This is a genomic window from Leucobacter sp. NPDC077196 (assembly GCF_040687075.1).
Lineage (GTDB): Bacteria > Actinomycetota > Actinomycetes > Actinomycetales > Microbacteriaceae > Leucobacter.
Window position 1 is genome coordinate 1 of record NZ_JBFBML010000035.1, and the last position, 6,093, is coordinate 6,093.

The window sequence follows — 6,093 nt, forward strand, 5'->3', positions numbered from 1 at the left end:
CACCTAGAAGACCCGAAAACGCGCGACAGCACCAGGCCTCCGGAATTGGGTACCAACTGGGTGGACTAGGCGTACCAACTCAGACGATCTGCCACATTCTCGTACTTCTGCACCTGCTTCTTCGAGAAGATTCAGTAATGGTCTGATCTTGCTATTCGGCATTGTGTGACGAGTTGTTGTGAACACGAGCCTGTGGGCCGCGCGGGACAGTCCAACGAAGAACGTCGAGTTCCCCTCACGAGGATCCATTTGGTAGGACCACCACTGCTGATCATCGAGGCCTGTGATTATCACCGTGTGGTACTCGAGGCCCTTGCTTCGGTGGATTGTCATAAGCGCGATTGAGTCCGTGGCTTCGATGTTATTGATGAGTTCGTGCCAGCTTTCGGAGCCGTCTTTTACGCTATTAATCCTTGCCTCGAAAGCTTCCAGGAGTAGTTCGAGGTGACCTCCATCGTTCTGTCCGCGCACGAATCCCGCGAGCGCCTCGGTGCCGATGAGGCTGACGGTGTACTCCACGATGTCTGCGGCGTCCGTCTCTGAAACCTCGTTAGTGCTCAGCCACGCGCTCAGGTCACCGATCAGTGAGCTCAGGTGATCGGACAGCCGCCGCTCGGCTTCTTCTGTACCCTCGCCGCCGCGGACGCGTCGGAGCAGGGTCAGTGTGTCCGTCCAGGTTCCTGCATGCCCGGCGGAGTGTGCTGCAAGAGTGAGTAGGCCAATTACGAAGCGGATGGCATCGTGCTTGAGCAGATCTTGCAGCTTGAGCTTTCCGCATTGTGCATCGTCATTACGTATGGAGAGGCCATGCTTCTTAAATGCGGCTATCAACGTGGGCTCAAGCTCGGCTACTTTCTGCCGAGCAATGAGTGCGAAGTCAGCGCTGGTCCGGGCAGATGAATCGATGTCATCCGCGATCCACTGCGCGAGGTGCTCGGCCTCCTTCATGGGGTTGGGGTATAACCAGATTGCGAGTGGGACATGGTCAGGTTCACTCTTAGCCCGGGACTCGGTCTGCACGGTCGCTGGGTCAATGCTCGTTGCGACTCGATGCTGTACAGCGACAAGATCGGCTGAGGAACGGAAGTTCCAGGTGAGCGCGAAGTGCTTGGCCGCAAAGTCGGTTTCGTATCTGCCTATCGCGTCCTCAAGCGCGCCAGCGAAGCGCATGATGCGTTGCTTGCTGTCGCCGACTGCTGTAGCGACGATGCCCGGGTGACCGAAAATCGTGCTCAAGAATGTGATCTGCGCGGCAGTCGTATCCTGGAATTCGTCAACGAACACGAACGGGTAGGTTGCACGCAACCCCCGCAGAATCTGCGGGCTGGATCTCACAAGGAGTTCGGCCAGGCGGTTGAGCATCGTGAAGTCGATAACAGGCGCTTCTGAGGATCCGTAGTGCCGCCACCACCACCTCAAGACCGCGAAATCGTGGGCTGAGTTGGACTTTCGTCTGGGGTCTTCCGGCAGTGCGAATGTGCCCACCATGTCGGGGAGGAACCGGCTGGGCTGGATCGCCATGATCTCAGATTGAAGCCACGGCGGCTGCGTTCTGCTGAGGTCCTCGAGGAACGCACGAATCTCACGTTCATTGAAGTATCCGACCTCGTAGCTACGCCCGTTGAGAAGCCAGGCCGATGGGAGAGAGAGTGCGAATCGATCGACGAGGCCCTTGGTGAACGCGTCGAAGGTCATGGATTCGAAGCGATGCGCTGCCTCGGGAACGCGGGCGGCAACACGCTTGGCGAGGTTGGCTGCCGATTCTCGCTTATAGGAGATCGCGAGGATCTTCTGAGGCGCCGGGCAGAGCCCGGTCTGCAGGAGGTATGTCGCTCTCTGCGCGAGGAACTCGGTCTTCCCTGCACCAGGTCCCGCGGTCACCGCAGTGCTGCCTGGGTGACGGAGTGCGTCCCACGCAGCAGGCTCGAGGCCGGGGACCCCTATCGGCTGCCATGTCGCAGTTGATCTCTGTCGGCGGTCCATGCTGCTAGGGAATGATGCGAGACCGGACGAACTCGATCAAGGCTTCAAGCACCGGGGGGACACCGGCCTTCTTCTCTTCGTCGGTCAGCCGGCTCAGCGCGACGAGGTGTGTCGCCGGCTTCGAGCGATTACTGAAGAGATAGCGGTACCACCGTAATTGTTCTTTGCGCTCGTTGCTCAGGTCTTCGCCTTGCGGACTCCAGTAATTTTTGCCAAGCGCGGTCCCGCCGTCTCCAAGGACGGTCTTGGCTGCGTCAGTCGAGTCGGGCCCCCGTTGCCCGTCCTTCAGCTCTGTGTAGGCGCTCCGGTAGTACCGAAGCATAAGCATGTCCAGGTCTAGGGGCGAGGAAAAGAACACTCCGTAACGGCGAAGCGCCTCCCGCACCCCCATGAGGTCCTTGAGCTCGGTGTCGTCGGTGATGTCATCGACCGTGTCGTAGCCGTCGAGCCCGTCCAGGACGTGAATGCCGTTGGCCTCGAGGTCGAGTATCGCGGTCCTGTGCCGGCCGGGGCCGCCTCCGGCCCGGCCAAGGTCAAGGTCAAGCAATGTGGCATGGGGAATCTGCAGATCCGTCAGGAGTCTCCAGAAGTGATGCGTATGACGTCCGCCTAGCGGGACCATTGCAACGAACGACGGGTCAAGCTCGACGCCGAGAGCACGTGCCAGCGCGGGGATGACGATGTGCTCGGAGTCCCCTTCACCGAGCACAACGAACCGGGCAAAGTAGAGCTCGGGGTGCGCCCTTACTGCTTCACGGATGTATGTCGCAGCCGCGGCGTCACCTTGGGGCAGTTTGATCGGGCGGACGGTTGATTCGCCGGTGTCAGAATCCTGGCGGAAATGACGGACGCAGCGCGGGTCGATACGGCCAAGAGCACTTGCCGAATGACTTGAAAGTAGCGTCTGCACGCGCGGGGTTTCGCCCAGGTCGAGTAGCTGACGGATGATGCGGGATAAATAGTACGGCGAGAGGCTGTTCTCTGGTTCTTCGACTGCAAGGATCGTCAGCGCAGGGATATAGGTGGCATCAGGATCGAATCCCGATGTCGGACCTGTAGTGATCGTGCGCTCGAGGTCGAGTGTGGCTGTCGTAAGAGCTAAGTGAAGCAGCGAACGTTGCCCGTCGCTCAAGAGGCGCGCTGGGCGGGCGGGACTGCTCGGGTCGGGTTCAAAGGCGAGCTCGGCGCCGCGGAGAAACTGGTCGATGTCAGGTTCGAGAGGCTGGAAACGTGGCTTCGAGTGCGTGCCAGCCCCTTGCAGTTCTTCCCAGCGCTTCCCGAACGCGTTCTCCACGGTTTTCGTCGCGGTTTCCTGGCGGAACTGGTTACTCACGTCGGCTGCCACGTCACGGACCAGGTTCCGGAGCTCCGGTGACCATACTGCGGCCCTCCACAAACGACCTCGAAGGAACGCGGATACCTGTCTTGATCCGTCACGGAAGGCTGGAACGTAGACAAACTGGATTCGGGACCGCTCAGCAGCCGGCAGCGCATGAACTTCGTCCTCGCGGTAGTGTTCGTCCAGAGAGGCGACGGAGAAGAGGCGAGTCTCGATAGATCCATCGATCGTGCCGTCACTGGACCAGGTCGCTGCGAGAACGATGCGGCATTTCATCTGCCCTTCTGCATCTGTCGCCATGCGCCTGAAGAAATCAGGTACAGCCGTGACATCGAGATCGCTGTCGTCCAGCTCGGGGAAAGCCAGCACGACTTCAATCGTCAGCTCGCGTGTCTCTGGTGTGACCCCGGGCATCTCGGTGGCGGGCACGTGGAAGTCATCGAGGCGTACGGTGCGCTCCTCTGAGGAAATGCCGAACATGCGCTGTAGAGCCAGGCAAGCGGCAGTTTTCCCCGTCCCGTTGGTACCGATGAGCGCAGTAAGACCCGATTCAAGCGTAATTGGCACCGATTCGTCGCTAAAGCAACGGAAGTTCCGCAGACGCATTGACTCAATGTGCAACGGGACCCACCTCACAGTTGTCGATTTGGTAGTGACTCTATCTGGCAACTGAACCCGGTAGTCGGGGCGAGCTCGGCGTGGGGCTAAACCTCTGCGCTTCGCTACAGCGTCCACCACTTCTAAAGGCTCCGCCTGTGCCTATAAATGGCGGACGACCGAGGTGGTCCTTACCGGGTGCGATCTTGGCTGCCCGTAGCGACCAGAATCAGGCTGCCGGTAGCTTCCAGCTTAAGACGGGGCCGATCTTCGTTCTCGCTGACGGCGTCGTGACCTATGCGGGCTAGAGGACGGGTTCTCCGGGCAGATCACCATCGAGCACACCCTCCGCGGCAAGGAGGTCGCAACGATATGCGTGCACATGTAAGCGCACGGCATCCACGTCTCCGCGGGCGACCGCGTCACGGCGGGGCAGCGCATCAGCGATGTCGGCTCCAGCGGCCACTCCCCCCCCCCCCCCACTTGCACCGCCAAGTCCACCCCTGCAGCGGAGACACAGTCGACGCCGAACCCTAGCTGGCGGAGCGCGGCGTCGAAGGTATCGAAGCACCGATCGGTGGTAGCCCCGTCTGCGCCGCCGAACTAGTTAAGGGGCTTGCGTGCGGGTGGCGCACCTGACGGGTGCCCGCCCACACCCCTGCCTGTTGGAGACCGCTCATGGACACACTCACCGTCCCGCTCCTGGCCGTCGTTTCGACGAGGGTCGCGTCGGAGAATGTGTACCCGGCTTTCAGCGGCGTCGGCGGGAAATCGACCCTCGTGCCGATCGTGGGAGCGCTGCTCAGATTCGTGCTGATCGTCGCGGTGCTGATGCTCATCATCTCCGCGATCGCCTGGGCCATCGCTTCCTCGACCGGGAACGCGCAGATCGCGCAGCGCGGCAACGTCGGCGTGTTCTTCGCACTCGGAGCCGCCGCCCTCGCGGGCGAAGGCATCGCTTAGATCAATTTCTTGCTCCGCCTCGGCGACTCCTTCTAGGCCGCTGCGCGATCATGACCTTGCGGATCTCCTTCGCTACGGCAGCCTCACGGCAGAACTGATGCTTCGATGCCAATGAACCGCGGATAGGGGAACTTCTCGATGCTCTCCGGCCCGCGCAGCTCTTCGAAAGCCGTCACTACTAGCCCGTGCCGATTAAATGAACTTAGGTACGTTTCAATAGGCCGGTGAACATGAGTAGCTACTAGCCCGTAAGACTTGGAGCTTGTCCTAAACGGGGTTTCAACTACGGTCTCATCGAGGTAACTGAAACCGTCGCTGCCCGCATAGTCCCAGTAAATCGGCCAGAAGGCCGGATGAGCAATAGTTGCGAGCACTCCACCACCTCGCGCGAGAGTCGCGAGGGCACCGACAATCCCATCCAAATCAAGCGCATCCATGAGAACCATGTTCGCCACAGCTAAGTCGAATCGCGCCTCGGAGTCGCAACGTACCCAATCTTCGGCCGTAGCGATGTCAAATCGCGTCGCATCATCGTGCGCGCGAGCCAGTCTGATGCTCACCGCACTCGGATCGATCCCGACTGTTTCGTCAGCTCGGAGCCGCAACTTGGATGTAAGCCTCCCCGTCCCGCACCCCACGTCGACGATACTATGCGCGGTAGAGCGATCAACCCTTCCGAGGATCCACGGTTCGAGGACGCGCTCATACGACGCGTCCTGATGTGAAGCCACCTGGCGATCCCGGATCGGAGCAATCGAGTCCCATTCGCGAATGATTGCAGTCTCGTCCTTGCGATCGTAGAACCTCACTGGCTCGGTCAACGTGCTCCCTTCTCTGCAAGACGGCGTGCAATGTCGATCAGATCCTTTGCCATGTTCAGCGTCGGGTCGTCGCTGGAATGGAATTCCCGGATCATGTGCGCACCTTTGCGTCCATAACCGACAGCCACCCACGCGTCACCCCTGTTCGAGTTAACGACCGTGAACCTGCTTCGAAGTTTGAAGTCTGCGTCACCGTAGTAGTGCGCCTCTGCCCCCGCCTTAACTAGCTCAGAGCTCGTTGGGTTAGCTTTCGGCATGACGAGCACCAGGGATCGCTCACTCGCCTTCTTCATGAGGGGTCTGATGCACGTTTAGGTGACATTCAACATGGCTAGTTTCTGCTGGCCTGGAAGGATGAACCTATGCCCCCTCGCTACCCCAAAGAGTTCC

5 protein-coding genes are annotated in these 6,093 nt (G+C 60.2%); 1 reads left to right on the top strand and 4 read right to left on the bottom strand.

Translation table 11 applies throughout. From position 1 onward, the window contains the following. Nucleotides 1–3 precede the first annotated feature (3 nt). Together AB0O71_RS15275 and AB0O71_RS15280 are read right to left on the bottom strand one after the other, a co-directional pair. Nucleotides 4–1,983 (bottom strand): ATP-dependent helicase, encoded by a 1,980-nt coding sequence (locus AB0O71_RS15275; protein WP_363746698.1) that lies wholly within the window; start codon nt 1,981–1,983, stop codon nt 4–6. A gap of 4 nt (nt 1,984–1,987) precedes the next feature. Next, nucleotides 1,988–3,928, bottom strand: a complete 1,941-nt coding sequence (locus AB0O71_RS15280) for a TOPRIM nucleotidyl transferase/hydrolase domain-containing protein (RefSeq protein WP_363746700.1) — start codon at nt 3,926–3,928, stop codon at nt 1,988–1,990. Between the two features lie 669 nt (nt 3,929–4,597). Here AB0O71_RS15280 and AB0O71_RS15285 point away from each other — a divergent pair. Then, nucleotides 4,598–4,882 carry a DUF6112 family protein gene (locus AB0O71_RS15285; RefSeq protein WP_363746702.1) on the top strand — a complete coding sequence of 95 codons (285 nt, stop codon included), beginning with the start codon at nt 4,598–4,600 and terminating at the stop codon, nt 4,880–4,882. Between the two features lie 83 nt (nt 4,883–4,965). Here the strand turns inward: AB0O71_RS15285 and AB0O71_RS15290 are convergent, their stop codons facing one another. Together AB0O71_RS15290 and AB0O71_RS15295 are read right to left on the bottom strand one after the other, a co-directional pair. Beyond that, a complete protein-coding gene (locus tag AB0O71_RS15290; protein ID WP_363746704.1) occupies nt 4,966–5,703 on the bottom strand; it encodes a methyltransferase in 738 nt (245 codons plus the stop codon). Further along, entirely contained in the window at nt 5,700–5,996 is a 297-nt protein-coding gene (locus AB0O71_RS15295; RefSeq protein ID WP_363746706.1) for a hypothetical protein, read from the bottom strand. The genes AB0O71_RS15290 and AB0O71_RS15295 overlap by 4 nt, the downstream gene beginning before the upstream one ends. Between the last annotated feature and the right edge of the window lie 97 nt (nt 5,997–6,093).